Genomic DNA, 2,976 nt, shown 5'->3' on the forward strand with positions numbered 1-2,976 from the left:
TTTTTTTAATAGCTCATAGCCATTTAGTTATGAGCTAATTTTTTTAAATATTCTTCAAAATCTTGCTTGTTTAAATCACCTGAAACGTACTGATCATAAAGTTTTTGATGATTTTCAGTGATTTCTAAATCGTAATATTCTCGATCTGATTTCTTTAAAAACACCTCTGACAAACGATTATTTTTTTCGGTATCACTTAATTTCATGGTCTAAATGCTCCTATTTTGCGTTTATTGGCGGTTTTAGCTCTGTTTAGCTAGATTTCCCTGTTTTTGAGAAAAGGGCGCTTAAATGCGATTTTAGGCGGTTTTTACGCTATGGGGCGAAATTCGATATTGGGGCGTTTCTAACAAGCAAATTTTTAGCGGTTTGGAGATTTATCATTTTCCGACAGCAGGAGGGAATGCACGCTTACTCGTTTCTCTTCGATAAACAAAAAACCACCTCTGAAAAAGATAAAAATAAGCCCCAAAAGTTGGGGCGTTTTGATATCTTTTTTAGAGGATTATTTGCTACTTTTTGGCATTCACGTAGTCATAAAATTGAATTTGCTGTTTGGGGTCTTTTAGCATAGGGCGAAGTCTTCGGGCAAAGTCATCTAGAGATTCATTTTCTAATTTTAAATGAGCGAATTTTTTATCTCTCGACATGTGGTATGACAAGCCATTCACTTGCATATTTTGCAATTCAATAAACTTAGGTTCATCGACCTGTTTGATTGATGCAGATTGGATTTTTTTAGAACCAAAGCCGAGCTGTTCCAGTAGCGGGTAAAACATCCTGAATTTTTTAGGCTCTAAAAGCATATCGGCAAGGCGTTTCGTAAAGTCTTCGGCTGACTCTCCGATCTCTGCATATTCGCTACCAACTTCGGGCATTTCAGATAATTTATGTGCGAACAAATGCCGTTGGGCATCGGTCATTTCAACAAAAAAATCGGGTGTGTTTGGATCTCGTTTAGGGTCGATTTTTTGTTCTACTTTTGGCTGTGGTTTTTGTTTGAATCGGAATGAAAAACCACTAATTGAACGACCATTTTTATGTTGTTCTACCTTCACTTTAATGTCTGTTTTTTCATTAATTTGCTGTAATGATGGTTCTAAAACACGACTTTTGAAATGATTCATTGCTTTGTATTCATTAGGTTCAACTCCTAACTGACTTCTGAAATCCGCTAGTTTCAAAATTGGAGTTTTACCTACCTCACGCCATGTTATCAATAGTTCATAAAGTCGTATTGCATACTTGCCTGTAAGTCCTGAAACTTGATTAATCTGATAGCTTGTAAAGTGTTTCTCAAGTCGTGTAATTAGTGGAACTACATCAGGGGCAAAGGTGATTTCTAGTAGAGCAGAATCATCAATGTATTTAATACGACTAACCCATCGTGAGCGAACAATACCAATCCCTTTTGATGTTTCTTCTTGGAATGAAAATTGTCGATCAAATAGGTTGTTTACAGCTTCTTTTAAAGCCTTGTAAGCACCTTCTTTTGTGACATTGAACTGTTTTGCATAATCACTGGCATGAATTTCTAACTTACTGTCAGCAGTAATTCCTTTCCCTGTTTCTCTAGCACTGATAATTGCCAATAAAATTAACCTTTGTTCTGTTACCTCCAAGTTGTAACTGGCATTCATAAGAGCATTATCTTTTACAACTAACCCGCCTTTCATTAAGACACCATTATTTTTATGTATATTAAGACACACTATATTTTTATGTGTCTTAATGCAAACTATTTGTGTCGGTATTGGTGTTTTTGAACAAACTATTTGTGTCGGTATGACAAACTATTTGTGTCGGTATGTCCTCTGAAACGCACGTATATCAATACTTTCAAGGCTCTTAAAAGCATTTAAAAGCTTTTTATATTATTAAAAGCCCAAAAAAATAAAAAACGGCATTTAAAACTGCCCTATGTTTTCGCTTTGCTCAAACTCTATTGAATCTCGCTGCGCTCGATTCCTGGGGGCAGTTTTTTCAAAGACTGGGTAGGACGCTAAAAACAAAAATGGATTCGCTACGCTCATAAAGCTTTATGCTCGCTTCGCTCGTCATGGAGCCAATAACTGCCGTCGCTTTGCTCTGTAAATCTTGTTATGGAGCAATAGGAAGCTTGTAATCAGGGAAAAGAAAGGGACGAAATTTTTATAACGCTCAGTCGCTCGTAGACACTCGCTCGGTTTGCTATTGAAAATCATATATTTAAAATTCTATCGTATAGATTTATTAAAACTAACGTATAAAAATCTTGATTTATTTAATTCTATCGTATAGATTTATTAAAACTAACGTATAGGAGTAAATATTATGGCTAAAGTTATCGGTATCTTTACAGGTAAAGATTTGAAGTGGATGGAATCAGAAGGCGGTTCAGGCTATTGGATAGTACGTACAGACCGTATTAAAAGTGCTGAATATGTAATTTTAATTCGAAATCATAGAGAAACATGGGCGGTAAAAGATGGCTTAGGTCATGGTCAAGCCTTCATGGTTGGTAAAATTTCGGGCTGTATTCCGACTAAAAAACATGCTGGTAGAAAATTAATTCAAATTAGTGAATATGCACTGTTGCCAGACACAGAAAACTTTAAAAAGGCTTGGAAAAAATTAACAGCAGGTCAAAGATATCCAGTAGCTTATTTGAATACCAATGATCTATTACAAAACATTGACCTTGATGTTGAAAAGCTTGAGTGGTCTGCTTTTAATGCAAATCCAAATGCAGAAACTGCTTCACATGAATCTGAAATTATTGCTGAAGAAGCTGTAGACGAAACAAAAGAACTATCTGAAATTATTGCTGAAGCTAAAGAAATGATAGCTCATGCAGCAGGTATTGACGTGGATAAAGTTAATATCCAAATCAGTTTCTAATTAATTTTTTTTAATAGCTCATAGCCATTTAGTTATGAGCTAATTTTTTTAAATATTCTTCAAAATCTTGCTTGTTTAAATCACCTGAAACGTACT

Annotated in this window: 2 protein-coding genes and 1 pseudogene; 1 reads left to right on the forward strand and 2 read right to left on the reverse strand. The window is 35.1% G+C overall.

The features are described 5' to 3' along the window. Window positions 1–23: 23 nt before the first annotated feature. Both NI468_RS15875 and repM read right to left on the reverse strand, forming a co-directional pair. On the reverse strand, window positions 24–206 hold the full coding sequence (locus NI468_RS15875; RefSeq protein ID WP_020846530.1) for a hypothetical protein: 183 nt from the start codon (window positions 204–206) through the stop codon (window positions 24–26). 540 nt (window positions 207–746) lie between these two features. Continuing rightward, a pseudogene (gene repM / locus NI468_RS15880) lies at window positions 747–1,676 on the reverse strand (replication initiation protein RepM); the annotation flags it as partial. 637 nt (window positions 1,677–2,313) lie between these two features. Here repM and NI468_RS15885 point away from each other — a divergent pair. Beyond that, window positions 2,314–2,880 (forward strand): hypothetical protein, encoded by a 567-nt coding sequence (locus tag NI468_RS15885; RefSeq protein ID WP_004854578.1) that lies wholly within the window; start codon window positions 2,314–2,316, stop codon window positions 2,878–2,880. The last annotated feature ends 96 nt before the right edge of the window (window positions 2,881–2,976 follow it).

The sequence above is a fragment of the Acinetobacter lwoffii genome, from assembly GCF_024129355.1.
In the GTDB taxonomy this organism is placed as follows: Bacteria; Pseudomonadota; Gammaproteobacteria; order Pseudomonadales; family Moraxellaceae; genus Acinetobacter; species Acinetobacter lwoffii_I.